We start from the raw sequence: 25,805 nt of genomic DNA, 5'->3' as shown, positions 1-25,805 counted from the left end.
TGTGTGTCGTATACGTTTGTATCGCATGCGATGTAATAATAATTGCGCAGGCACCCATCGCTGTCAATCAGTCGGGTTGCGTCGCCCGACGAGTGGCCTGTGGATGCCACCCCTGCCTGCCGGCTTACTGTCATGAAATGAAAAGCCATTGTCGTCTGATGAGAAGCGGCTCGTCAGGCGGCGTCCTACAGTCCAGTCAGCGCAAATCGACGCTGCACGCCAACCTTGCAGACTGGAGAATAAGAAAACATGGCCAAAGCCGTACGCTTCTACGAAACCGGTGGTCCCGAAGTACTCCGTTATGAGGAGGTCGAAGTCGGTGAGCCCGGTCCAGGCCAGGTTCGTCTGCGTCATGTGGCGGTGGGCCTGAACTATGCCGATACCTACTTTCGCAATGGCACTTATCCGATCCCGATGCCCAATGGCATGGGGGTCGAAGCCTCCGGCGTGGTCCAGGCGATCGGCGAGGGGGTTACCAACGTGCGCGTGGGGGATCGCGTCACCTACACCGGTTTTCTCAATACATTGGGTGCCTACAGCACCGAACGGTTGATCCCGGCCGCACCGCTGATCAAGTTGCCGGAAACCATCAGTTTCGAGACCGCCGCGGCGATGACCATGCGCGGCCTGACGTCGTCGTACCTGATGCGGCGCATTTACGATTTCAAGGCCGGCGACAGCATTCTGCTGCACGCCGCCGCCGGTGGTGTGGGCCTGATCGTGGCGCAGTGGGCCAAGCTGCTCGGCCTGACCGTCATCGGCACCGTGTCCACCGAGGTCAAGGGCGAAATCGCCCGGGCCCATGGCTGCGACCATGTGATCAATTACAGCCATGAAGACGTCGCCCAGCGTGTGCGCGAGTTGACGGACGGCGTTGGTGTCAACGTGGTGTTCGACAGTGTCGGCAAGAACACCTTCATGGGTTCCCTGGATTCGCTCAAGCGTCGCGGCCTGATGGTGTGCGTCGGCACGGCTTCCGGTCCGATCCCGGCCGTCGATCCGGTACTGCTGGCGATGAAAGGCTCGCTGTTCATGACCCGTCCGGCCCTGGCCGACTACATCGCCGACCCGGCGGAAAAAAACGCGTTGGCCAATGAGTTGTTCGACCATGTCGGCAGCGGCCGGATCAAGATCGAGATCAACCAGCACTATGCCTTGCAGGATGCCGTCCAGGCCCATCGCGACCTGGAATCACGCAAGACCACGGGCTCATCGATTTTCGTCATTTAAGGGAGTCGTCTTCCATGAAAGTCGAACAGTTGACTTGCAGCATTGGCGCGGAACTGCTGGGCGTCAACCTCGCCGATGCGGTGCATGACGACGGTCTTTTTGCCGAGATCCGTGCTCAGTTGCTCACGCATCGCGTGGTGTTCCTGCGTGATCAGGAGATCACCCGGGCCGAGCACGTGGCCTTCGCCCGGCGCTTTGGCGAACTGGAGGATCACCCGGTGGCCGGCAGTGACCCGGATCATCCAGGGCTGGTGCGCATCTACAAGCGCCCGGACCAGCCGATGGACCGTTACGAGAACGCCTGGCACACCGATGCGACCTGGCGCGAAGCGCCGCCAATGGGCTGTGTGTTGCGTTGCGTGGAATGCCCGCCAGTTGGCGGCGACACCATGTGGGCCAACATGGTGGAGGCCTACGCGCGGTTGCCGGATGACGTAAAGGCGAAGATCGCCGACCTGCGTGCGCGCCACAGCATCGAAGCGAGTTTCGGTGCCGCGATGCCGATTGAAAAGCGTCTGGCGCTCAAGGCGATGTACCCGGATGCCGAGCATCCGGTGGTCCGTACTCATCCGGAGACTGGCGAAAAGGTGCTGTTCGTCAACGCCTTTACTACCCACCTGAGCAACTACCACACCCCCGAGCGGGTGCGCTTCGGCCAGGACGCCAACCCGGGTGCCAGTGAGTTGCTGCGCTACCTGATCAGCCAGGCTTACATCCCCGAGTACCAGGTGCGCTGGCGTTGGAAACCCAACAGCGTCGCCATCTGGGACAACCGCAGTACCCAGCACTACGCCGTCATGGATTACCCGCCATGCCATCGCAAGATGGAACGCGCCGGCATCATCGGCGACAAGACTTAACGATCGACCGCAGCTGCATTCGCTCTCACAGACACGTCCGCCCGGCGCGATCCGGGCGTGTGGACAACCATAATAATAGGAGTAACCCATGCAATTCTTCGACGATTCCCTGCACCCGGAAAACATGGAAAAGGTAGTCATCACCGTGGCCCCGTATGGCCCCGAGTGGATGCCGGAAGACTTTCCCGAAGACATCCCGTTGACCATGGATGAGCAGGTGCAGAAAGCGGTCGATTGTTATGAGGTGGGTGCCACGGTTTTGCACCTGCACGTGCGCGAACTGGACGGCAAGGGTTCCAAGCGTCTGTCCAAGTTCAACGAGTTGATCGCCGGTGTGCGTGAAGCCGTGCCGGACATGATCATTCAGGTTGGTGGTTCGATTTCTTTCGCACCCGAAAGCGATGGTGAAGCGGCCAAGTGGCTGTCTGACGATACGCGCCACATGCTCGCGGAGCTGACGCCAAAACCGGATCAGGTGACGGTGGCTATCAACACCACCCAGATGAACATCATGGAGTTGCTGTATCCGGAATACCTGGAAGGTACGTCCCTGGCCAACCCTGCCTATCAGGCGGCCTACAGCGAAATGACCGTACCGGCAGGCCCGGCCTGGGTCGCCGAACACCTCAAGCGTCTGATGGACAACGGCATCCAGCCGCATTTCCAACTGACCGGCATGCATGCCATGGAGACCCTTGAACGCCTGGTACGCAAAGGCGTGTACAGGGGGCCGTTGAACCTGACCTGGATCGGCATCGGCGGCGGTTTCGATGGCCCCAATCCGTTCAACTTCTTCAACTTCATCCATCGCGCGCCGGACGGTTGCACCCTGACCGCTGAATCGCTGCTCAAGAACGTACTGCCGTTCAATACCATGGCGCTGGCGATGGGGCTGCACCCTCGCGTGGGGATTGAAGACACGATCATTGATCAGAAGGGCAAGCGTTTCAGCTCGGTGCAGCAAATCGAGCAAACCGTACGCATTGCCCATGAACTGGGTCGCGAAATCGCCACCGGTAAAGAAGCCCGCGAGATCTATCGCATCGGTGTGCAGTACCAAAGCATCGAAGAAACCCTGTTGGCCAATGGCATGGCCCCCAACCGCAAGGCTGGACAAAAGGGTGTGCCGCAACGCGGCTGATCGACTGATCGACTGATCGACTGATCGGCAGACGAAGCGGGCGGTTAAACGCCTCCCGCTCGCTGCATGGCAACACGCTTGATAACAACAATAAAACGAAGCTTTGAGGAGGCTGCATGGCCTTTCACCCAATCGCCGCAGACGATGACGACGGCAGTGGCGTCGGCGTTGCGCGCAAGTATGCCTGGATCGTCTTCGCACTGACGTTCGGCCTGCTGATTTCCGATTACATGTCGCGCCAGGTACTGAATGCGGTGTTCCCGATGCTCAAGGGCGAGTGGGCCCTGAGCGACGGTCAGCTCGGTCTGCTCAGTGGCGTTGTCGCCCTGATGGTCGGCCTGCTCACCTTCCCCTTGTCGTTGTTGGCGGATCGCTTCGGTCGGGTCAAGAGCCTGGCGTTGATGGCGCTGTTGTGGAGCCTGGCCACACTGGGCTGCGCGTTGGCGCAGGACTACCAGCAGATGTTTATCGCCCGCTTCATGGTGGGGGTCGGTGAGGCGGCCTATGGCAGCGTCGGCATCGCGGTGGTGATTTCGGTGTTTCCCAAACACATGCGTGCAACGCTGGCCAGTGCCTTCATGGCGGGCGGCATGTTTGGCTCGGTATTAGGCATGGCGCTGGGCGGTGCCATCGCCGCCAAACTGGGCTGGCGCTGGTCGTTCGCCGGCATGGCGCTGTTCGGCCTGCTGCTGGCGGTGCTTTACCCGATCATCGTCAAGGAAGCACGCATTGCTCCGCAACGTGCCGCGCAGGCGGCGAACAAGGCGGCTGCCGCGGTCAAGCGTCCGCTACGTACGCTGTTTTCCAGCCGCTCGGTGATCGCTGCCTACATCGGCAGTGGCTTGCAACTGTTCGTCGGCGGCACCGTGATCGTGTGGATGCCCAGCTACCTCAATCGTTATTACGACATGGCCACGGACAAGGCGGGCGGCGTCGCGGCGATCATCGTGCTGTGCAGCGGCGCGGGGATGATCCTGTGCGGCATGCTTAGTGATCGACTGTGTCGCCCTTCGCCGGAGCGCAAAGTCGCTTTGGCCATCGCCTATTGCCTGGGCAGTTGTCTGCTGTTGTCGACGGCCTTCGCCCTGCCGCCAGGGCCTGTGCAATTGGTGCTGATCTGCCTGGGGATGTTGATTGCCGCCGGCACGACCGGTCCTTGCGGAGCCATGGTTGCCAACCTGACCCATTACTCGGTCCATGGCACGGCCTTCGCCACGCTGACCTTGGCCAACAACATGCTGGGGCTGGCGCCTGGGCCGTTCATCACCGGCCGGGTGTCCGACCTCATCGGCTTGCAGGCGGCTTTTCAAATGGTGCCACTGGTCAGTATCGCGGCAGCGGCCGTGTTCTTTTACGCCAAGTGTCATTACCACAAGGACATGGCCCGGCTTCAGGGCGAGCAAGTCCACGATTCGATTGGCAAAGCGGTGTTAGAGGTGAAGTTGTGAGTGGTCGTTTACGTATTGATGTGTTTTTCGATTTCATCTGCCCCTGGTGCCTGATCGGCAAGCGCCAACTTGCGCGCGCGCAAGACCTGCTGCGTGTCCGGCAACCCGGCGTGGAAATCACCACGGTGTGGCACGGGGTGCAATTGCTGCCGCAGCTGCCGGCACAGGGTGAACCCTTTGTCGATTTTTACCTCAAGCGCCTGGGCAGTCTTAAAGCCGTAGCGATGCGCCTGGCCCAGGTGCAGCAGGCTGCGATGGCGGTGGGCGTGCCCATCGATTTGAGTCGTATCGTCCGCATGCCCAATACCGCCGACGCCCATCGCTTGCTGGAGCATGCGAGGGTGCTGGGCAATAGCGCCCAATGCGATGTTTTGCTTGAGCGTTTGTTCGCTGCTTACTTCCAGCTCCAGGGATCAGAGAGCGGTGAGGATCTGGGCTGCCAGGAGACCTTGCTTGCCATCGCCCGGTCGTGTGGTTTCGACCCTGATGCCATGGCCCCCTGCCTGCAAGGCGACGGCGATCCTTACATTGGCAACGAGGCGGGAGCCGCCAGCGGCGTGCCCAGTTTTCAGTTCGATGGTCGCCTGACAGTGGTGGGCGCTCAGCCTGCCGAGGCGCTATTTGACGCCATGTGCGAAGCCTTGCTCGACAGTCATCGTGCGCGGCAATCGGCATGAGTCTTCGAATCCCCGTGCCCGCTGGAAAACTCCCGCCGGCAGGCGGTCGTGCGCTGTTCGAATGCGATGGTAAAAGCCTGGCGTTATTCAACATCGAAGGAGACCTGTTCGCCATTGACGACAGTTGCCCGCACCAGGGCGCCTCGTTGTGTGGCGGGCGCCTTGAGGGGCGGGTGATCCAGTGCTGCGCCCATGGCCTGCGCTTCGATCTGCGCAGCGGTTACTTGCTCAATTCAACCCAGGTCAAAGTTGCCAACTATCCGGTCGAGACAATTGACGGCCAGGCATTCATCGTCATCGCTTGCGAGGAGCCCGCACCATGAACGCTATCGCGCTTACCCGTATCCACAGCCGAACGCGCGAATTGGCGCCAGGCTTTATCGTCAGCTTGATCGTGGCGGCCGCCGCGTCCTTTTTGTCCGAGCACTACGGTGCGCCGGTGATGCTGTTTGCCTTGCTGTTGGGCATGGCGCTGAACTTCCTGGCCAGTGAGGGTGCCTGCAAGGCTGGTATCGAATTCACTGCACGCACTGTGTTGCGCATTGGCGTGGCCTTGCTCGGCATGCGCATCACCCTTGAGCAGATTGCCGCGCTGGGCTGGAAGCCTGTGGCGCTGGTGGTGATTCTGGTGGTGGTGACGATCGGCGTCTCGGTGATCGCGGCCAAGGCGATGGGGTTTCAGCGCTTGTTCGGCATGCTCACCGGCGGGGCCACTGCGATTTGTGGTGCCTCGGCGGCGTTGGCGCTGGCGGCGGCGTTGCCCAATCATCCACAGAAAGAACGTGCGACGTTGTTCACGGTGATCGGGGTGTCGGCGCTGTCGACCCTGGCAATGATCGTGTACCCGATGATTGCCAATTGGCTGTCGTTGTCGCCGCAAGTGGCGGGGGTGTTCCTGGGGGCGACCATCCACGATGTCGCCCAGGTCGTCGGCGCTGGTTACAGCCTGTCGACCGAAACTGGCGATACCGCCACGGTGGTCAAGTTGATGCGGGTGGCGATGCTGCTGCCGGTGATCGTTTGTGCGGCGATGGTCACGCGCATGCAGGGTGCCGATCCGACCGGCAAGCGACCACCGCTGCTACCGTGGTTCGCCGTCGGTTTTCTGCTGTTGGCCTGTATCAACAGCACCGGCTGGATCGCCCCGGTGGTGCAAGGTTCGGTCAATGAACTGTCGCGCTGGTGCCTGGTGGTTTCCATCAGCGCCCTGGGTATGAAGACTCAGCTCAAGGAGCTGGCGGCGGTCGGTATCAAACCCATTCTGCTGATGGTGGGGGAGACGGTGTTCCTGGTCGTGCTGGTGTTGCTGTTGCTGCGCTGGGGGCTGTAGGCACACAAAATCCTGTGGCGAGGGAGCAAGCTCCCTCGCCACAGGACTCTCGGCCGGTGTCACTGATACCGGTTCTTTTACGGCGACTGTGCCAGCAGTCGCCGTTTTTTTTGGCTCAGGTTTTTTGCGGTGCGGGCAGGGTGGTTGGGGCAGTCGGTGACTTGACGGTGTGTTTTTGTGCGCTGCGCCATGTAGCGGGCGGCATGCCGAACTGGGTGATGAACCAGCGTGTGAAGGAGCTCGCCATGGAGTAGCCGAGCATGTCGGCGATCCGGCCCAGCGAGTAATTCGGATTGTCCAGGTAGCGCAGCACCAGGTCGCGGCGCACGTCGTTGATCAGGTCGTTGAAGGCGCAGCCGTCGTCTTTGAGGCGGCGCTGCAGAGTCCGGACATTCATGCCCTGGGTCTGGGCGATCTGCTCGATGGTGGCGCGTCCCATCGGCAGCAGCAGGTAGATGGCTTTGCGCACCTCGAACAGTATCGACGGGCCTTCGTGGTTGAGCAGCGAGTCGAGGTAACTCTGGGCGTAGCGTGCCATGGCCGGGTCGGCATTGGGGTTGGTCATGTCGAGGCTGGCGTCGGAGCAGACAATGCCATTGAACTCACTGCCGAACTCCAGCGTGCAGCCGAACAGGCGGCGATGCAGTTGCAGGTTGTCCGGGGGCTGGTGCGTGAAGTTGACGCTGTAGGGGTGCCAGTGTGTACCGAGCAAGGCAGCGCACAGGCGGAACATGACCCCGATGGCCAGCTCGGTGGCCTGGCGGGAAGGCATTGGCGATTCAGTGACTACCTCCTCGCGAATGATCACCATCTTGTCGGCCTCTTCAATGAAGATGGCCAGCGAATCATTCATCAGGTGACGGTAATTCACCACGACCTGCAAGGCATCACGCAGCGTACGTTGGTGGCTGAGGAGCAGGCTGACCACTCCGAAGTCCGAGAGCTGGCGCGACTCGGCCATGCTCAGGCCGAAATTCTGGCAGCCGCTGGCGGCGGCCGAGTCTTCCAGCAGGCGTACGGCGGCATCAATGGGAATGCGGTGTTCGGGCGCTTGCAGCAGGGCTTTGCTCAGGCCGACGCCGGCCAGTACATCGCGCGGGTTGAACCCCAGGTATTGAGTGACTTCCAGGTAGTTGGTCAAGACGGCGGCGCGAACAAGCTTGGGCATGCGAAAGTCTTTCCTGGGCCGGTTGCGATTCAAATGAGCGTGGCGACTATATCCAGCACATCAGCAATTGAACAGTTGCGAGGTTGTCGAGGGCGCTCGCTCAAATCTGTCCAGGATCACCTCCGTTGTCGTGGCGCAATCGACGCTCACCCGTTGATTACAGTGACCCGCAGGGAACCTGAGGGGATTTACGACCAATGGTCGCCGCGTGCCGATCCCTGGAAATTTGTCATGAAAAGAAAAGTGCCTGACGTCCAATGAAAAGCGCTTCGGGTGGGCGCTCTTTAATGTCAGTCCTACAAAAAGCCCCTGGCCAATAGAGCCAGTCGAGTCATCGAGAAAGCGAAGGTGTTGACGTGGACAAACTGCAAACTGCCGCAACCGTTCTGATCGTACCGGGCCTGCGCGAGCACGTTGCCGAGCATTGGCAAACGCTGCTTGAAGCCAGGTTGTGCAAGGTGCGCAGTGTGCCGCCGCAGGCAACCGACAAGCTCGATTGCGCCAAGCGGGTCGAAGCGATTCAACACCAGCTGGAGCAGATCGATGGGCCGGTGATTCTGGTGGCCCACAGCGCGGGCGTGTTGATGGTCGCACATTGGGCTGCGCAACACAGCCGGCCGATCAAGGGCGCGCTGCTGGTCACTCCTCCGGATCTCGATGCTGATTGGCCGCAAGGCTACCCATCCGCTGAAACCCTGCGTACCCAGGGTTGGAACCCTCTGCCAAAAGGGCCGCTGCCGTTCCGCAGTCTGGTGGCCGCCAGTACCAACGACCATCTCGCCAGCCTGGCCGCCGTCACTCAGCTGGCTGAAGGCTGGGGCAGTGAACTGCTCAACGTGGGCGACGCAGGTCATCTCAATCCGGCTGCAGGCTTTGGCCACTGGCCTCAAGCCGAAGCTCTCATCCTGGAGCTGGACCGCTAGTTCAGGCGCCGGGTGGCCCCCAGTCATCCGGCATTTGCCCTCATTCCTGAAAAACGCAAACCCCTGGAACAAGGGGGTGTGAGGGCGGCTGCGCTTAAAACAAATACAAAAAGGCGGAGACAACGCAATGCACAACAATAAGAGTCACGGGTTCGCCCCCTCGCGATGCACCTTGTTGGCCTCGGCCATTCTGGGCGCCGCCGTGCCGGTCGCGCAGGCGGTCGAGCTGGACACAGGTAACCCGGACTGGACCGCGCGCCTGGATAACACCGTCAAGTACAACTACGGTGTGCGCACCGAAAGCGCCGACAAGCGCCTGTTGGCGACGCCGAACAACAACGATGGCGACTACAACTTCCGCAAGGCGGGAACCAACATCACCAACCGCGTTGACCTGTTGACCGAAATGGATGTGGTCTACAAGGACCACATGGGCTTTCGCGTCAGCGCCGCCAGTTGGTATGACAAGGCCTACGAGAACACCGGCTCCAATTCCAACCCGTTCGTCAATGGCAATGACGCAAGGTCGGGTCTGGTCGCCAACGATCCGCGCCTGGCCGGGGTCACGGGCGACAATGTCGGCAATGGCAGCCCCCACCTGAGCCACTACGCCGAGCGTTACTACACCGGTCCTTCCGGCGAAATCCTCGATGCCTTCGTGTTCTACAGCACCGAAGTGGGCGAGGAGTCGCTGTTGAGCGTCAAGGCCGGTCAACACAACGTGTTCTGGGGCGAGACCATCCTCAACCCGGTGCACTCGATCAGCTACGGCCAGTCCGGGCTGGACCTGGCCAAACTGGCCGCCTCGCCGGGAACCGAAGCCAAGGAACTGTTCGTTCCGCGTAACCAGCTGTCGATGTCGTTCACCGTCAATCCCGAGTTGACCGTGGCCGCTCAGTATTTCCTCGATTGGGATGCCGCCCGCCTGCCGGAAGCCGGTACTTACTATGGCGGCTCCGATCTGGTCGGCTTCGGTGCGCAGTCGTTCCTGCTGGGCAACACCAATGGCGTGGTGCCGGGCAGCCCGTTGGGTTGCGGTCTGGCACCCTGCAACAGTTTGACCAATGTGCGTCGCGGTCATGACCTGACGCCGGACAAGCGCGGCGACTGGGGGGTAATGGCCAAGTGGTCGCCGGCCTGGCTGGATGGCACCCTCGGTGTTTATTACCGCAATACCTCGGAAATCCTGCCGCAAGCCTGGCTGAACGCCACCGGGCTGACGTCGGCCAATCCCAACGGCACCCCGCCTGCCGGCATGGTGCCGGCGGTGGTCAACACCCTCAATTCGTTGAGCACCAGCACCTATCAACTGGCCTATGCCGACAACATTCAGATCTTTGGCCTGAGCCTGTCCAAGGATGTGCGCGGTATCAGTGTGGGTTCGGACCTGAACATTCGTCACAACATGCCGCTGGCCAGTATTCCGGCGATTGTCAGCTCGACCGGGCCGCAGGGTTTCGGCGCCGGTCTGGGCCTGCTGCCGGCCCGTACGGTGGCCACCGGTGTGATCTATGACACCCCGCAAAAGGGCGACAGCCTGAGTGCCACCGGTGACACGTTGCACTGGACGCTCAACGGCCTGATGACATTCCCGAAAACACCGGTGTTCGATTCGGCCAGCCTGCTCGCCGAGTTGTACTACAGCAACCTGCTCAAGCTCGATAGCAAGAACGAAGCGCTCTACAAGGGCCAGGACAGCTATCGCGGCATCGACCAGCCGACCCGGGACAACTGGGGCATCGCGGTCAACTTCACACCGACCTGGTACCAGGTATTCCCGGGGGTCGATCTCAACGCCCCGATGTCCATCAACGTCGGCCTCGCCGGCGTGTCACCGGTGTCCGGTGGCGGTGCCAAAGACACCGGCAACTATGCCTTGGGCGTGGGTGCTGTTGTGTACAACAAATACTTCATCGACCTGAAGTACGTGGACTCCTTCGGCAAGACCGACAAGTGCGACGTCAGTGGTTTGAGCACCGGCGCGGCCAATGCCGGCAGCGGAGACGGCTCCACACCCAATGCCTTTAGCGGCAATGAAAACTACGCGTGTTACGGCGGTGGCTACTCGGCCTTCTCCGGTGGTGGTGCCACGACTGAGGACCGTGGCGCCGTTTACCTGACGATGAAAACCACTTTTTGATTCACCACTGGCTTACGCAAAGTAAGCAGGAGAATAACAAGATGAAATGTGTGCAAACCGTGTTAGCCGCCTCGTTGGCGATGGTTATTGCCTCCCAGGCACAGGCCGCTGTATCGGCTCAGGAAGCCGCCAGGCTCGGCACCAGCCTGACCCTGGTCGGGGCTGAAAAGGCCGGGAATGCCGACGGATCCATCCCCGCCTATGACGGTGGCCTGACCACGCCGCCGGCCAGCTTCAAATCCGGTGACAGCATGCGCCCGGATCCCTTCGCCAACGAAAAGCCGCTGCTGGTGATCGACGGCAAGAACGTCGATCAGTACAAGGGCTTGCTCAGTGCAACCACCGCGGAGCTGGCCAAGCGGTTCCCAAGTTTCCACGTCAATGTCTACCCGACCCACCGTACCGTCTCTTTGCCCAAGGCGGTGCTGGACAACGGGGTGAAAAATGCCACCGGCGCCAAGTCCCTCGAGGGCGGATTGGCCGTCGATAACGTGCTGCCCGGCGTACCGTTCCCGATTCCGCAGACGGGTAACGAGGCGATGTGGAACTTCCTGTTGCATTATCAGGGCGTCAGCATCAACTCCAAGTACGACTCCTGGAACGTCGACTCCGCAGGCATTCCGAGCCTGGCGACCACCGGGCAGGCGTTCATTTCCTATCCGATCTACGAGAACCTGGCGCAGCCGATCAGCAGCGCCGACGTGTACTACCAGATGAAGCTGTCCTACACCGGCCCTGCGCGCCGGGCCGGTGAAGCGGTGATGCTCAAGGACGCCGCCAACCCGCTGCAGCAACCGCGCCGTGCCTGGCAATACTTGCCTGGCCAGCGTCGGGTCAAGCTGGCACCGAACCTGGCTTACGACACGCCCAACCCCGGCACCGCCGGCGCGGGCACCTACGACGATGTTTTCGTGTTCAACGGTGCACTGGACCGCTACGACTGGAAGCTGGTGGGCAAGCAGGAAATGATCGTGCCCTACAACACTTACAAGCTGACCTACGCCCAGGACCCCAAGTCCCTGACCACTGCCAATCACCTGGCACCCGATTATGTGCGTTGGGAAAAACATCGCGTCTGGGTGGTGGAGGGCAATCTCAAGGCTGGCGCCCGCCACATCTATCAGAAGCGTCGCTTCTACCTCGATGAAGACAGTTGGACCGCTCTGGCCTCTGACCAGTACGACGCCCGTGGTCAGCTGTACCGTGGCTCTTTCGCGTTCCTCAGCCAGAGCTACGACAAGCAAGTCCCGGACTCCACGCCCTTCATGATCTACGACCTGGTGGGTGGCTCCTACAACATCAACGGTGTGGTGGGCCCTTACGGCGGGATCAAGTACATCGAGCCGCTCTCCAAGGCGCAGTGGTCGTCGGAATCCCTGGCAGGTAGCGGGATTCGCTAAGCAAACCGTGACAACGCGTCCGTGCGTTCCGTTGCCCGCAAGGCAAGGGAGCGCACGACGGTCGGCGTATGCCGACCGTTTCGGGCGCCAGGTTTGAAAGTCAGGCACACGGATGTGTGTCCCGGCGCGGTTATCCGAAGAGGACGCGGTATGTGTTCGTACAAAAATTATCTGCGGCTGGCGCTCGGCGCACTGCTTGCAATGTTGCAGGGCTTGAGCCAGGCCTCCGGTTATGTCGACGTGCTGGATCTGCCGGCCAGGGTCAGCGCCCTGGCTATCAACAGCCCGCTATCGGGCATGGCCCGCGCCGGCGATCGTCTGGTTGCAGTCGGGCAGCGTGGGCACATTCTGTATTCCGATGATGCCGGCAAACACTGGCAGCAGGCCGCCGTGCCGGTCAGTGCCGACCTCAATGCCGTCAGTTTTCCCTCCGCCACCCAAGGCTGGGCAGTGGGCGGCGACGGTGTGGTGTTGCACAGCAGTGACGCGGGTGCGACCTGGCGCAAGCAACTGGACGGCCGCGAGATCGGCGCCTTACTGGTCAAGCATTACCAGGCGTTAGCCGGTGCAGAACCGGGCAATGAACAATGGCCGCTGCTGGTCGCCGAAGGTGAACGCCTGGTGGCGCAGGGCGCCGACAAACCCTTGCTCGATGTCTGGTTCGCCAACGACCGCCTCGGTTATGTGGTCGGTGTGTTCAACCTGATCCTGCGTACCGAAGACGGCGGCCAGAGCTGGACGCCGTTTCAGGATCGCACCGACAACCCGCAGGGCTTTCACCTCAACGCCATCGCCTCCACCGGCGATGCGTTGTACATCGCCGGTGAGCAGGGCCTGTTGCTCAAATGGAACAACGCCGATCAGCGCTTCACCGCCGTGCCGACACCCTATCAGGGCAGTTTTTTCGGCGTGCTCGGCAAACCCGGCGAAGTGATTGCCTACGGCCTGCGCGGCAACGTGCTGCGCAGCACCGACGGCGGCCTCAACTGGACCCCGCTGGACAGTGGCCTGCACGTCAGCATCACCGCCGGCCTCGTCGATAACCGTGGCAACTATCGCTTGTTCACCCAGGGCGGGCAGATGCTGGTCAGCCAGGGCACAGGCGCGCAATTGCACCTGGTTCAGCAACCGGCATCGACCCCGGTGACCGGCGCCGCTCAGTCCGCCGACGGTGCGCTGGTGCTGGTTGGCAGCCGTGGTGCACGGACGCTGTCCGTTGATTAAGTCCTCGAACCCTTAGAGCGAGAACCCAGACATGGGCCATACCAAACAAGAAACCATGCCGGTGATCCGCGATCTGCGGGATTTCGACCGCCATTCCGGCAACCGGCTGGAGCGGCTGGTGTTCAACTATCGTCCGCTGTTCATGCTGCTGATGGCGCTGGTCACCCTGATGCTGGGCTACATGGCCGCGACTCGCCTGGAGCTGCGTCCAAGCTTCGAAAAGATGATTCCGCAGAGCCAGCCGTACATCCAGAACTTCCTGGAAAACCGCCAGTCGCTGCGCGGTTTGGGTAACTCGGTACGGGTGGTGGTGGAGAACACTCAGGGCGATATCTTCGACCCCGGTTACCTGGACGTGCTCAAACAGGTCAACGACCGATTGTTCCTTGCCGAGGGTGTCGACCGTGCCTGGATGAAGTCGTTGTGGAGCCCGGCGGTGCGCTGGACCGAAGTCACCGAGGAAGGCTTCCAGGGCGGCCCGGTGATGCCCGATACCTATCAGGGCAAGCCGGCAGAAATAGAACAGCTGCGCCAGAACATTTCCCGCGCCGGTATCGTCGGCAGTCTGGTGGCCAGCGACTACAAATCGAGCATGCTGATCGTGCCGCTGCTGGACAAGGCCACGGCCAGCGGTCAGCGCATCGACTACCACGCCTTTTCGCAAATGCTCGAAGAACAGTTGCGCGACCAGATCGAGTTTGCAGGAGATAGTGCTGCACGCAAGGCCGGGGAGGAGGGCAAGGGCCCGTACAAAGTCCGGGTGATCGGTTTCGCCAAACTGATGGGCGACCTGATCGACGGGTTGATCCAGGTGATGATGTTCTTTGGCCTGGCCGTCGTCACTTCGCTGATCATCATTTACGCCTACACCCGATGCGTGCGTAGCACCTTGCTGGTGGTCGGCTGCTCGCTGATCGCGGTGGTCTGGCAGCTGGGCATCGTCGCCTGGCTCGGCTATGCCATCGACCCGTACTCGGTGCTCGTGCCTTTCCTGATCTTCGCCATCGGCGTGTCCCACGCGGCGCAGAAGATGAACGGCATCATGCAAGACATCGCCCGTGGCACCCACAGACTGATCGCCGCACGCTACACCTTCCGCCGCCTGTTCATTGCCGGCGTTACCGCGCTGCTGGCCGACGCCGTCGGCTTCGCGGTACTGATGCTGATCGATATTCCGGTGATCCGGGATCTGGCGATCACCGCCAGTATCGGTGTGGCGGTGCTGATTTTCACTTCGCTGTTGCTGATGCCGGTGGCGCTGTCTTATGTCGGCGTGGGCGCCAGGGCTGCCGAGCGTGCGCTGAACATCGACACGCGCGCCGAAGGGCACAAAGGCTTCGGCAAACTGTGGGACTTGCTCGACCGCTTCACCACGGCCAAATGGGCCACGGGGGCGGTAGTGGTCGCGGTACTGATGGGCATCGGCGGTTTCATGATCAGCCAGCAGCTGAAGATCGGCGATCTGGAAAGTGGCGCACCGGAGTTGCGTGCCGACTCTCGCTATAACCGTGATAACGCCTACATCACCAGCCACTACGCGCTGTCCAGCGACCTGTTCGCGGTGATGATCAAGACCGCGCCGGAAGGCTGCCTGAGCTACAAGACGCTGATTCTCGCCGATCGCCTGGCCTGGGAGCTGCAGCAGTATCCGGGCGTACAGGCCACGACTTCGCTGGTTAACGCGGTGCGCCAGATCACCGCCGGAACCTATGAAGGCAACCCCAAGCTCAACAGCATCCAGCGCAATCAGGACGTATTGAATTACGCCGCGCAGCAAGCCTCGGTCAACTCCCCGGAGTTGTTCAACACCGATTGTTCGCTGATGCCAGTGATCACTTTCCTCAAGGACCACAAGGCCGAGACCCTGGATGCCGTGGTGGGCATCGCCGAAAAATTCGCCCAGGAGAACAACAGCGACGATCGCCAGTTCCTGCTGGCGGCCGGGTCGGCCGGGATTGAGGCGGCGACCAACATTGTGGTGCGCGAGGCCAATCGCACCATGCTGCTTTACGTCTATGCGGCGGTGACGCTGTTCTGTCTGATCACCTTCCGCAGTTGGCGCGCAACCCTGGTCGCCCTGTTGCCATTGGTCCTGACCTCGATCCTGTGCGAGGCGTTGATGGTGGCCATGGGCATTGGCGTGAAGGTCGCGACCCTGCCGGTGATCGCACTGGGCGTGGGCATCGGCGTGGACTACGCCTTGTACCTGCTCAGCGTGCAATTGCATTTCCAGCGCCAGGGCCTGCCGCTGAGCCAGGCCTACCGCAGCGCCGTGTCGTTCACTGGCCGGGTGGTGGGCCTGGTGGGCATCACCCTCGCGGCGGGCGTGGTGTGCTGGGTCTGGTCGCCGATCAAGTTCCAGGCCGACATGGGCATCCTGCTGACCTTCATGTTCCTGTGGAACATGCTCGGCGCGCTGATCCTGATCCCGGCCCTGTCGTACTTCTTGCTGCGTCACCCCGTTGCGCAAGCTGATGTGGCGCAAACCGCTGAAACCGATACAACCCAACGTCAGGCCATGTCGCATGCCCTGACCACTTCTGAGTAAGCCAACTATGTCTGATTACAAAGCTCCCTTGCGCGACATGCGCTTCGTACTCAACGAGGTCTTCCAGGTGTCCCGGCTCTGGGCCAGATTGCCTGGCCTGGTCGAGGTGATCGATGAAGAAACGGCCGCCGCGATCCTTGAAGAGGCCGGCAAGATCAGTGCCGAGGTGGTCGCGCCACTGAACCGCAGCAGCGATGAGCAGGGCTGCACCTGGAGCAATGGCATCGTCATCGCTCCCGAAGGTTTTGTCGCGGCTTATCAAGCGTTCGCCGCAGGCGGTTGGGTGGGTGTCGGCGGTGATCCACAGTTCGGTGGCATGGGCATGCCCAAGGCCATTTCGGCTCAGGTCGAGGAGATGGTCAACTCGGCGAGTCTATCGTTCGGCCTGTACCCGATGTTGACCGCCGGGGCGTGCCTGTCGATCAATGCCCACGCTAGCCAGGAACTCAAGGAACGCTATCTGCCGAACATGTATGCCGGCACCTGGACCGGTTCCATGTGCCTGACCGAGGCGCATGCCGGCACCGACCTGGGCCTGATTCGCACCCGAGCCGAGCCTCAGGCCGACGGCAGTTTCAAGATCAGTGGCAGCAAGATTTTCATCACCGGCGGCGAGCACGACCTGACCGAAAACATCATTCACCTGGTGTTGGCCAGACTGCCGGATGCACCCGCCGGCCCCAAGGGCATTTCACTGTTCCTGGTGCCCAAGGTGCTGGTGAATGCCGATGGCTCGCTGGGTGAACGCAATGCACTGTCCTGCGGTTCAATCGAACACAAGATGGGCATCAAGGCGTCCGCGACCTGCGTGATGAACTTTGACGGCGCCACTGGCTGGATCGTCGATGCGCCGAACAAGGGGCTGGCGGCGATGTTCACCATGATGAACTACGAACGCCTGGGTGTGGGTATCCAGGGCCTGGCGTTGGGTGAGCGCTCGTACCAGAACGCCGTCGCATACGCCCGTGACCGTCTGCAAAGCCGTTCGCCGACGGGCGCGCAGAGCAAGGACAAGTCTGCCGATCCGATCATCGTGCATCCGGATGTACGGCGGATGCTGTTGACCATGAAGGCCTTGAACGAAGGCGGGCGGGCGTTTTCCAGCTACGTGGCCCTGCAACTGGATACCGCCAGGTACAGCGATGACGCGCCAACCCGCACCCGTGCCCAGGAACTGGTGTCGCTGCTGACACCTGTGGCCAAGGCGTTCCTCACCGACATGGGGCTGGAAACCACGGTGCACGGCCAGCAAATCTTCGGCGGCCACGGTTACATCCGCGAATGGGGCCAGGAGCAATTGGTTCGCGATGTGCGCATCACTCAGATCTACGAAGGCACCAACGGCATTCAGTCGCTGGATCTGGTCGGGCGCAAAATAGTCGCCAGCGGCGGGGCGCTCTACCGCTTGTTCGCCGCCGAAGTTCGCCACTACACCGCCAACGCCTGCGCTGACCTGGGTGAGTTCACCAAACCGTTGAACGCCGCGATGGACACCCTTGACGAACTGACCGCGTGGCTGCTGGATCGAGCCCAGAGCAACCCGAATGAAATCGGCGCGGCCTCGGTCGAGTACCTGCATGTGTTCGGCTACACCGCGTACGCCTACATGTGGACGCGAATGGCCAAGACTGCGATGAGTACGCACTCCAAGGACGTTTTCTATGCCAGTAAACTGGCCACCGCGCGCTTCTACTTCGCCCGCCTGCTGCCGCGCATCCACTCGCTGAGTGCATCGGCCAGGGCCGGTAGCGAATGCCTCTTTGAACTGGAAGCAGCGCAGTTCTGATCGAAAGGGCACTGTGCCCATTTCGTCACCCTCCGTCCCTAAACCGATCAAGCCACCGCTCCTTGGATAGACCACGCTGAACGGTCTGTCCAAGGAGATGACCATGATTCGACTGACCCTGATCGAAGCCCGTGAATTGGCCGAATCGATCCTGTTGCACAACGGTTTTAACCTGGCCCATGCGCAAGCGGTGGCGGCGACGGTGATCGCTGGCGAGCGCGATGGCTGTGCGTCCCACGGTTTGTACCGGATTCTGGGCTGCGTGAATTCCCTGCGGGCCGGCAAGGTGTCGGCCAACGCCGAGCCACGGGTGATCGACCAGGCACCGTCGATTGTACGGGTGGATGCCGGGGGTGGTTTTTCGCAGTTGGCGTTCCAGGCGGGGCTGCCGTTACTGGCGGAGAAAACCCGGGCCAACGGGATTGCGGCGTTGGCGATCAATCGCTGCGTGCATTTCTCGGCGCTGTGGGTGGAGATCGAACAGTTGACCGCCGCCGGGCTGGTGGCGCTGGCGTGTAATCCGAGTCATGCCTGGGTGGCGCCGGCCGGGGGACGGGTGCCGGTGTTCGGCACCAATCCCATTGCCTTTGGCTGGCCACGCGTGGGGCAGGATCCGTTTGTGTTCGACTTCGCCACCAGTGCAATTGCCCGTGGCGATGTCGAGTTGCATCGGCGTGCCGGCAAGGCGATTCCCGAGGGCTGGGGCGTGGACGCCGAGGGGCGGCCGAGCACCGATGCCAACGTGGTGCTCGATAGCGGCGCGATGCTGACGTTCGGTGGGCACAAGGGCTCGGCGCTGGCGGCGATGGTGGAGTTGATTGCCGGGCCTTTGATCGGTGACCTGACCAGTGCCGAGTCACTGGCTTACGACGCGGGCAGCAAGTCATCGCCCTACCATGGCGAGTTGATCATCGCGCTGGATCCGCGACGTTTTCTGGGAGCGGCCACTGAAGAGCACTTGGCCCGGGCCGAGGTGTTGTTTCAAGGGATTGAAGGGCAGGGCGCGCGCTTGCCGTCGCAACGGCGTTATGCGGCACGGGCGCACAGTTTGGTGGAGGGCGTGCAGATTCCCGAGGCGCTGTACAACGATCTGAAAGCACTGCTGACTTGAATGCGATGAAAATCCTGTAGGAGCGAGGCTTGCCCGCGAAGAACGACGACGCGTAATACCTGAAAATCGCGGTGCATTCTTCGCGGGCAAGTCTCGCTCCTACAGATTGTGTTACAGCGAGGCGTGCTGGATGTTGCCATCAACCAGGCGGGCAATGCCCAGCGGGTTGGCGTTTTTCAGGGCGTCGGGCAGCAAGGCATCCGGGCAGTTCTGGTAGCACACCGGGCGCAGGAAACGCTCGATGGCCAGGCTGCCGACCGACGTGCCACGGGCGTCGGAGGTCGCCGGGTAAGGACCGCCATGCACCATCGCATCGCACACTTCAACGCCGGTGGGGTAGCCATTGAACAGTACCCGGCCGACCTTTTGTTCCAGCAGCACCAGCAGATCGGCGTGTTCCTTCAGGTCCTGTTCTTCGCCAATCAAAGTGGCGGTGAGTTGACCGTGCAAACTGTTCAGCGCTTGTTGTAACTCGGCTTTATCGGCCACTTCGACGACGAGGGTGGTCGGGCCGAACACTTCTTCCTGCAACAGCGGATCACCCTTGAGCAGCAGGCTGACGTCGGCCTTGAACAGTTGCGGCCGGGCTTGATTACCGTGCTGGTCCTGGCCTGCCAGATGGCTTATCCCTGGATGGTCGACTAACGCCTGCACACCTTTTTCGTAGCTGGCGAGGGTGCCGGCGTTGAGCATGGTTTGCGCCGGCTGTTCGGCCATCAAGGCACTGAGCCGAGCGGTGAACGCGCTGAACTGTGGTGAGCCAATACCGATTACCAACCCCGGATTGGTACAGAACTGACCGCACCCCTGAACCACCGACGCCACCAGTTCACCGGCGATTTTTTCGCCCCTTGCGCGCAGGGCTTCAGGCAATACCAGCACCGGGTTGATGCTGCTCATTTCGGCGAATACGGGAATCGGTTGTGGCCGTGCGGCGGCCATGTCACAGAGGGCGCGACCGCCTTTGAGCGAGCCGGTGAAACCGACGGCCTGGATCGCCGGATGCTTGACCAGCGTTTCACCGACGCCCGCGCCGTAGATCATGTTGAACACGCCTTTAGGCATGTCGGTTTGCTCGGCGGCGCGGATGATTGCGTCGGCCACGTGTTCAGCGGTCGCCATGTGTCCGCTGTGGGCCTTGAACACCACCGGGCAACCGGCGGCCAGAGCAGCCGCGGTATCACCGCCAGCGGTGGAAAAGGCCAGCGGGAAGTTACTGGCGCCGAACACGGCCACCGGACCGACGCCGATCCGGTATTGGCGCAGGTCGACCCGTGGCAGAGGCTGACGTTCGGGCAACGCGCGGTCGATACGCGCCCCATAGAAATCGCCCCGGCGCAGCACCTGGGCGAACAGGCGCATCTGGCCGCTGGTACGGCTGCGTTCACCCTGGATGCGTGCGGTCGGCAGGGCAGTTTCGCGGGTGACCAGGGCGACGAATTCGTCATCCAGGGCATCCAGTTGCGCGGCGATGGCCTCGAGAAATTCTGCACGGCGTGTCGCCGGCAAGCTACGAAAGGTAGGGTAAGCGGCAGCGGCGGCTTGGGCTGCGGCGTGCACTTCCTCGGCGGTGGCTTGCATGAACGAATAGGGCAGTACTGCGCCGGTGCTGGCGTCATGGCTCTGCATCGCGATGTTGCCAGCGGCGCTGCGGGCACCGCCGATGTAGTTGTGGCCGATGATCTCGGGCATGGAAAACTCCTGTCGAAAAAGGTGGGGCAGGCCCCTTGTAGGTCAATCAAGGGTATGGAGTCGTGCGCTGTTTTGTGGCGAGCGAGCTTGCTCGCGTTGGGCTGCGTAGCGGCCCCAAAATAGTGGCAACCATTGCCTATTTTGCGAGTGCTGCGCACTCGAGCGGGAGCAAGCTCCCTCGCCACAGGGTGTGGGGTGTGTCAGGTTCAAGCCAGCGAATCACCCCGGCGTGCAGCGGCCGGCACGGCGTTATCCAGCGCAGCAATACGCGCAGCGGATTCGGCATCCACCTGGTGCAACGACTTGCCACGGGTTTCCCGGGTCAGGCCGACAGCCACGATGGAGATCAGCGCAGCGCCCACCAGGTACCAGGCGATCGGTGTCGAGCTGTGGTACTTGTTGAGCAGGGTGATGGCGATCAGCGGCGCGAGGGATCCGGCGAAGATCGGCGCCACCTGGTAGCACAGCGAAAGGGCGGTGTAGCGCACGTGGGTCGGGAACATTTCGGCCATCAGCGCCGAGTAGGGCGCATAGGTCATCGACTCGATGGCCAGGCCCAGGGTGATGGCCCCGATGATCAGCCAGTTGTTGCCGGTGTCCATCATCGGGAAGCCGATGAAGCCCCAGAACGCAGTGAGCACCGCGCCGATCAGGTACACCGGTTTGCGGCCCACGATATCCGACAGATAGCCCATCAACGGAATCAGGAAAAAGTGCAGCAGGTGCGCGCCGAACATCAGCAATAGAATCTCTGAGGTGTCCTTGTGCACCACCAGTTTCAGGTAGGTGATCGAAAAGGTGACCACTGTGTAATAGAGGATGTTCTCGGCAAACCGCGCGCCGATCCCCACCAGCACCGAACGCCAGTGATGACGCAGCACTTCTACCACGCCCAGTTGTTGCTGCTTGGTCTGCGCTTGCCGGGCCTGGGCCTCCTTGAAAATCGGCGCGTCATCGACGCTGGTGCGAATCCAGTAGCCGATCAGCACCACCACCGCCGAGAACCAGAACGCCACGCGCCAGCCCCAGGCGAGGAATTGTTGCTCCGACAGGTTTGACGACAACAGCAGCAGGGCGACGGTCGCCACCAGGTTACCGGCCGGCACCCCGGCTTGCGGCCAACTGGCCCAGAAGCCCCGGCGATTGTCCGGGCAGTGTTCGGACACCAGCAGAATCGCGCCACCCCATTCGCCACCGAAGGCAAAGCCCTGGATCAGCCGTAGCAGCACCAATAACACCGGCGCGGCATAGCCGATGCTGTCGAAGCCGGGCAGGCAACCCATCAGGAACGTGGTGATGCCAACCACCACCAGGCTCAGTTGCAGCAGGCGCTTGCGGCCGAATTTGTCACCGTAGTGACCGAACACCAGACCGCCCAACGGACGGGCGAGGAAGCCGACGGCGTACAGGGCGAAGGCGGCGATGATGCCGTCGATCGGACTGTCGGTCTGACGGAAGAACAGCTGGCCGAAGACCAAGGCCGAGGCGGTGCCGTAGAGAAAGAATTCATACCACTCGGCGACAGTGCCGGCCATGGCGGCGGCCACCACGCGTTTGAGTCCCGAGGGTGTGGTTGCGCTGGAGGTGCTGTGAGGATTGGACATGCTGACGTTTCCTGTAGAGGCGCGAAAACAGGTAGCCGGGCCGGACCCGCGAGGATCCGCCCGGCAATCACTCAGAGACCGACGTCCGGCAATTCCGGACGGTTGGCCATGGCCTTGGCCATGATCTGTTCGACGAACTCCCGATCAGCTTGCGGCAGTGCCAGGCGTGGCGGACGGGTCAGGGCGCTGCCGCGACCGGCGATGGCTTCGCAGAGTTTGATGCACTGCACCAGGTCGGCACGGGCATCGAGGTGCAGGATCGGCATCAGCCATTCGTAGATCGGCATGGCTTCGGCGAAGCGACCGGCCTTGGCCAGGCGGAAGATGGTCTCGCCTTCTTTCGGGAATACGTTCGACATGCCCGAGACCCAGCCTTCGGCCCCCACCGCGATGCTTTCCAGCACCACGTCATCGAGACCTGCGAACAGCACGAAACGGTCGCCGACTTCATTGCGCACGTCGATGAAACGGCGGGTATCGCCGGAGGAATCCTTGAAGCACACCACGTTGTCGCAGTCGGCCAGGGAAATCAGGATGTCCGGGGTGACGTCGTTTTTGTAGATCGGCGGGTTGTTGTAAACCATCAACGGTACGTCGGCGTTCTTCGCCACGTAGCGGTAATGCTCGGCGGTCTCGAACGGCTTGGAACCGTAGACCAGCGCCGGCATCAGCATCACGCCGTCGACACCGACCCTGCGCACCGCGTTGGCCACCTTGGCCGCTTGCACACTGGTGAACTCGGCCACACCGCAAATCACCGGCACGCGGCCGCGGGAAGCGTCGACCGCAACTTCGGTCACGGCGATTTTTTCTTCGGCGGTCAATGAGGTGTTTTCCCCCACCGAACCACACACCACCAGGCCCGATACGCCGTCACGGATCACGTTGGAAATCACCTGGTGGGTTTTTTCCAGGTTGATGGAGAAGTCATCGTTGAATTGAGTGGTCACCGCGGGGAAGACGCCACTCCAGTTAATGCGCTTGCTCATTGTTGCCTCCGGTTCGTTTTTGTATTTCGTATACGATATTTTAAATGCCGATACTCGGCCAGTGGTTTTTTCAATCAATCAGGGTTTTTTATAGCCGTTGGTCTGGGGGAGTTTCAGGCGCCGGGCCAGGTGTCTGACAGGCGATAGCCCTGTGGCCAGGGATCGCTGGGGTCGAGCAGCAATTGGTGGGTGCCGGTGATCCAGGCCCGGCCGGAAATGCACGGGTAGATCGCCGGGCGGCCGGCCACTTCGGTCATCGAATCGATGCGGCAATGGAATTCGGAACCGAGGATCGAACGGCCGATAAAGCGCTCGCCAACCTGCATCAATCCCTTGGCCTGCAACACTGCCATACGCGCCGAACAACCAGTGCCGGTGGGCGAGCGGTCGATCTTGCCGGGTTGAATCACCACGGCGTTAGCCCCGGTGGCGATGCCATTTTCAACCACGATGGGCGCGGCAATCTGGCAGAAGGAAATATGCGACCACTCGGGGTTCAGCGGATGGACGAAGCCCAGTTGTTCATTGGCCGCGCGGGTGATTTTCAACCCGACCTCGACCAGCTCGGCCGCCTCGTCAGGGCGGATGGAAAAGCCCAGGCGTTTGGCGTCGGCGATGACAAAACTGTCGCCACCGTACGCGGTGTCGACCTGTAACGAGCCGAGGCCTTCGACTTCGATCCAGGCGTCGAGGCGGTCAGCGAAGGAGGGCACGTTCTTGATTTCCACCCGTTCGACCTTGCCGTCGCGGCAATCGGCCACGGCCTCGATCAAGCCGCCGGGCGCTTCGAGCACCAGCCGGGTTTGCGGTTCGGTCATCGGCAGGATGCCGCTGTCGAGCAGCACCGTGGCGACGCACAGCGAGTTGGAGCCGGACATCGGTGGCGTGTCGGCCGGTTCCATGATGATCCAGGCCATTTGCGCCCGAGGGTCCTTGGCCGGCACCAGCAGGTTGACGTGGCGGAACACGCCACCACGGGGTTCGTTGAGGACGAAATTGCGCAGGGTTTCATCCTTGGCGATCCAGCGCGATTGCTCCCACACGGTGGCGCCGGGCGGTGGGGCGACACCGCCGACGATCACATCGCCGACTTCGCCTTCGGCGTGGCAACTGACCACATGAATGACTTTCGATGAACGCATGGCTGACTCCTTTTATCGCCGGTCGTTATTTCACTGATTTGAGAAACGCCGCCGTTTCCGCATGTATCGGATTGCCAATCACCTGATCCGGCGAGCCGATCTCGTGCACCAGGCCATTGCGAAAGAACGCCACACGGTCGGACACATCGCGGGCAAAGCGGATTTCGTGGGTCACCAGCACCATGGTCATGCCGTCTTCGGCGAGCATGCGCATGGTGTCCAGCACCTCGCCGACCAGTTGCGGGTCGAGGGCCGAGGTGGCTTCGTCGAACAGCATGTAGTCCGGTGACATGGCCAGGGCGCGGGCGATGGCCATGCGTTGCTGCTGGCCTCCGGACAACTTGCCGGGGAAGGTCTTGAGCTTGTCGCCAAGGCCCACGTGGGTCAGTTGCTGCACCGCCAGCGCCTCGGCGTCGGCCTTGCTTTTGCCCAAGACCTTGCGCGGTGCCAGCATCACGTTTTCCAGCACGGTCAGGTGCGGGAAGGCATTCCATTGCTGGAACACGATGCCGATTTTCTGCCGCAGGCGGTTGAGGTCGGTGGCGCTGTGATGAACCTCGACGCCATCGACGCGGATGTTGCCTTTCTGGATCGGCTCCAGGCCGTTGATGCACATCAGCAGGGTCGATTTGCCGGAGCCCGAGCCGCCGATGATCGACACCACTTCGCCCTTGTCCACCGTCAGGCTGACACCCTTGACCACGGCCAGATCGCCGAAGGATTTATGTACGTTGTCGATCTCAATCATTTTCTTGCCACCTTCTTTCCAGACGAGCGCCCAGGCGTGCAACCACCAGGCTCATGACGTAATAGATAAGGCCCGCGACGCACAGCACCAGCAACGGTTCCTGAATGCGGGTGACGATGGTTTGCGAGGCGCGCAGCAGTTCGACGATGCCGATCCACATCACCAGCGCGGTGTCTTTCATCACACCGAGCACCAGGTTCAGCCAGCCGGGGAAAGCCACGCGGGTGGCCATCGGCAGGACGATCCAGCGCAGGTCCTGCAAAAAGCTCAGGCCCAGCGAACGACTGGCCCGCCGCAGGGTGAACGGCACCGACAGCACGCCGCTGCGCACGATCTCGGTGAAGTACGCGGCGGTGTAGACCCCCAGCACAATGCAGCCGACGCTGAAGGCACTGATGTTCAAGCCGACGATGCTTTTGAGCGAGTTGAACAGCACGAACTGGATCAACAGCGGCACGCTGCGAAACACATCCAGCACCCAGGCCAGGGGCAGGCTGGCGCGTGGCAACAGCGCTCGCAGCAGGCCAAACAACAGCCCGGCGAAGGAGCCGAGGATGATCGACCAGAACGTCAGTTGCAGGGTGACCCAGGCGCCATCGAGCAGGAACAGCAGGTCATTCCAGGAAAAACTGGTGGAAAACATG

Annotated in this window: 21 protein-coding genes; 14 read left to right on the top strand and 7 right to left on the bottom strand. The window is 61.7% G+C overall.

Going from position 1 to position 25,805, the window contains the following annotated elements; genetic code table 11:
• Positions 1–249: 249 nt before the first annotated feature.
• The 7 genes from AC07VO_RS12600 (at position 250) to AC07VO_RS12570 (ending at position 6,686) form a co-directional block, all read left to right on the top strand.
• Entirely contained in the window at positions 250–1,230 is a 981-nt protein-coding gene (locus tag AC07VO_RS12600; protein WP_192351465.1) for a quinone oxidoreductase family protein, read from the top strand.
• Between the two features lie 14 nt (positions 1,231–1,244).
• Positions 1,245–2,090, top strand: coding sequence for a TauD/TfdA dioxygenase family protein (locus AC07VO_RS12595; RefSeq protein ID WP_018928322.1), 846 nt, complete (start codon positions 1,245–1,247; stop codon positions 2,088–2,090).
• An 88-nt stretch (positions 2,091–2,178) separates the two neighbouring features.
• Positions 2,179–3,231, top strand: coding sequence for a beta-keto acid cleavage family enzyme (locus AC07VO_RS12590; protein WP_192351464.1), 1,053 nt, complete (start codon positions 2,179–2,181; stop codon positions 3,229–3,231).
• Between the two features lie 116 nt (positions 3,232–3,347).
• The gene (locus tag AC07VO_RS12585) at positions 3,348–4,679 is read left to right on the top strand and encodes an MFS transporter (protein WP_018928320.1); all 1,332 of its coding nucleotides are present in this window, start codon (positions 3,348–3,350) and stop codon (positions 4,677–4,679) included.
• Positions 4,676–5,356 (top strand): DsbA family oxidoreductase, encoded by a 681-nt coding sequence (locus AC07VO_RS12580; RefSeq protein WP_192351463.1) that lies wholly within the window; start codon positions 4,676–4,678, stop codon positions 5,354–5,356. Before AC07VO_RS12585 ends, AC07VO_RS12580 begins: the two co-directional genes overlap by 4 nt.
• Positions 5,353–5,679, top strand: coding sequence for a Rieske (2Fe-2S) protein (locus AC07VO_RS12575; protein WP_026286598.1), 327 nt, complete (start codon positions 5,353–5,355; stop codon positions 5,677–5,679). Before AC07VO_RS12580 ends, AC07VO_RS12575 begins: the two co-directional genes overlap by 4 nt.
• Positions 5,676–6,686 (top strand): YeiH family protein, encoded by a 1,011-nt coding sequence (locus AC07VO_RS12570; RefSeq protein WP_064616844.1) that lies wholly within the window; start codon positions 5,676–5,678, stop codon positions 6,684–6,686. The genes AC07VO_RS12575 and AC07VO_RS12570 overlap by 4 nt, the downstream gene beginning before the upstream one ends.
• A gap of 115 nt (positions 6,687–6,801) precedes the next feature.
• On the opposite strand, the gene AC07VO_RS12565 is transcribed toward AC07VO_RS12570, so the two are convergent.
• A complete protein-coding gene (locus tag AC07VO_RS12565; protein WP_018928316.1) occupies positions 6,802–7,854 on the bottom strand; it encodes an AraC family transcriptional regulator in 1,053 nt (350 codons plus the stop codon).
• A gap of 356 nt (positions 7,855–8,210) precedes the next feature.
• On the opposite strand from AC07VO_RS12565, the gene AC07VO_RS12560 reads away from it, so the two are divergent.
• The 7 genes from AC07VO_RS12560 to AC07VO_RS12530 all read left to right on the top strand — a co-directional run bounded on the left by AC07VO_RS12560 (position 8,211) and on the right by AC07VO_RS12530 (position 18,986).
• Positions 8,211–8,777, top strand: coding sequence for an RBBP9/YdeN family alpha/beta hydrolase (locus AC07VO_RS12560; protein ID WP_192351462.1), 567 nt, complete (start codon positions 8,211–8,213; stop codon positions 8,775–8,777).
• Positions 8,778–8,904: 127 nt separating this feature from the next.
• The gene (locus AC07VO_RS12555; protein ID WP_192351460.1) at positions 8,905–10,917 is read left to right on the top strand and encodes a DUF1302 domain-containing protein; all 2,013 of its coding nucleotides are present in this window, start codon (positions 8,905–8,907) and stop codon (positions 10,915–10,917) included.
• Positions 10,918–10,958: 41 nt separating this feature from the next.
• Positions 10,959–12,317: a DUF1329 domain-containing protein gene (locus tag AC07VO_RS12550; RefSeq protein ID WP_192351458.1), complete on the top strand. Its 1,359-nt coding sequence runs from the start codon at positions 10,959–10,961 to the stop codon at positions 12,315–12,317.
• Positions 12,318–12,467: 150 nt separating this feature from the next.
• Positions 12,468–13,541 carry a WD40/YVTN/BNR-like repeat-containing protein gene (locus AC07VO_RS12545; protein WP_192351456.1) on the top strand — a complete coding sequence of 358 codons (1,074 nt, stop codon included), beginning with the start codon at positions 12,468–12,470 and terminating at the stop codon, positions 13,539–13,541.
• 31 nt (positions 13,542–13,572) lie between these two features.
• Positions 13,573–16,089, top strand: coding sequence for an efflux RND transporter permease subunit (locus tag AC07VO_RS12540; protein WP_064616849.1), 2,517 nt, complete (start codon positions 13,573–13,575; stop codon positions 16,087–16,089).
• 7 nt (positions 16,090–16,096) lie between these two features.
• A complete protein-coding gene (locus tag AC07VO_RS12535) occupies positions 16,097–17,875 on the top strand; it encodes an acyl-CoA dehydrogenase C-terminal domain-containing protein (protein WP_192351454.1) in 1,779 nt (592 codons plus the stop codon).
• Positions 17,876–17,978: 103 nt separating this feature from the next.
• The gene (locus AC07VO_RS12530) at positions 17,979–18,986 is read left to right on the top strand and encodes an Ldh family oxidoreductase (RefSeq protein WP_192351452.1); all 1,008 of its coding nucleotides are present in this window, start codon (positions 17,979–17,981) and stop codon (positions 18,984–18,986) included.
• Positions 18,987–19,097: 111 nt separating this feature from the next.
• On the opposite strand, the gene AC07VO_RS12525 is transcribed toward AC07VO_RS12530, so the two are convergent.
• The 6 genes from AC07VO_RS12525 to AC07VO_RS12500 form a co-directional block, all read right to left on the bottom strand.
• A complete protein-coding gene (locus tag AC07VO_RS12525; protein WP_192351450.1) occupies positions 19,098–20,678 on the bottom strand; it encodes an aldehyde dehydrogenase (NADP(+)) in 1,581 nt (526 codons plus the stop codon).
• Positions 20,679–20,884: 206 nt separating this feature from the next.
• Positions 20,885–22,282, bottom strand: coding sequence for a fosfomycin efflux MFS transporter AbaF (abaF, locus tag AC07VO_RS12520; RefSeq protein ID WP_192351448.1), 1,398 nt, complete (start codon positions 22,280–22,282; stop codon positions 20,885–20,887).
• Positions 22,283–22,353: 71 nt separating this feature from the next.
• The gene (locus tag AC07VO_RS12515; RefSeq protein ID WP_018928306.1) at positions 22,354–23,271 is read right to left on the bottom strand and encodes a dihydrodipicolinate synthase family protein; all 918 of its coding nucleotides are present in this window, start codon (positions 23,269–23,271) and stop codon (positions 22,354–22,356) included.
• A 113-nt stretch (positions 23,272–23,384) separates the two neighbouring features.
• On the bottom strand, positions 23,385–24,413 hold the full coding sequence (locus AC07VO_RS12510; RefSeq protein ID WP_096480776.1) for a trans-3-hydroxy-L-proline dehydratase: 1,029 nt from the start codon (positions 24,411–24,413) through the stop codon (positions 23,385–23,387).
• Between the two features lie 25 nt (positions 24,414–24,438).
• Positions 24,439–25,161 carry an amino acid ABC transporter ATP-binding protein gene (locus AC07VO_RS12505; protein ID WP_018928304.1) on the bottom strand — a complete coding sequence of 241 codons (723 nt, stop codon included), beginning with the start codon at positions 25,159–25,161 and terminating at the stop codon, positions 24,439–24,441.
• Complete coding sequence (locus AC07VO_RS12500) at positions 25,154–25,804, bottom strand: amino acid ABC transporter permease (protein ID WP_064616855.1); 651 nt, start codon at positions 25,802–25,804, stop codon at positions 25,154–25,156. Before AC07VO_RS12500 ends, AC07VO_RS12505 begins: the two co-directional genes overlap by 8 nt.
• Position 25,805 lies beyond the last annotated feature (1 nt).

The sequence above is a fragment of the Pseudomonas sp. GW821-FHT03E01 genome, from assembly GCF_059420765.1.
This window is presented reverse-complemented; position numbering and strand designations above follow the sequence as displayed.